Genomic DNA, 299 nt, shown 5'->3' on the forward strand with positions numbered 1-299 from the left:
GCCTAGAGAACAAGAACGAAGGGACACACCCATGTCGCACCCGAGCCACGTCCGCGCGCTCTGCGCTTCCCTCTGCCTGGGCGCCGGCCTGCCAGTCCATGCCGGGCACGTCCACGCCGGGCAAGGTTTCCTCGAAGACGCCAAGGCCAGCCTCACCGCGCGCAATTTCCACCTGCACCGCAACTTCGTCGGCGATGCCAGCCAGGGCAAGGCCGAGGAGTGGACGCAGAGCTTCATCCTCGACGCCCGCTCCGGCTTCACCCAGGGCAGCGTCGGCTTCGGCCTCGATGTCCTTGGTC

General features: G+C 67.6%; 1 protein-coding gene. It reads left to right on the top strand.

The window, feature by feature from the left end:
* Nucleotides 1-31: 31 nt before the first annotated feature.
* The coding region (locus tag ACLJNW_RS24340) for an OprD family outer membrane porin (protein ID WP_410961234.1) at nt 32-299 on the top strand (268 nt) is incomplete at its 3' end.

Source organism: Salmonella sp. SAL4457 (assembly GCF_046548235.1).
Classification (GTDB): Bacteria; Pseudomonadota; Gammaproteobacteria; order Enterobacterales; family Enterobacteriaceae; genus Salmonella; species Salmonella enterica.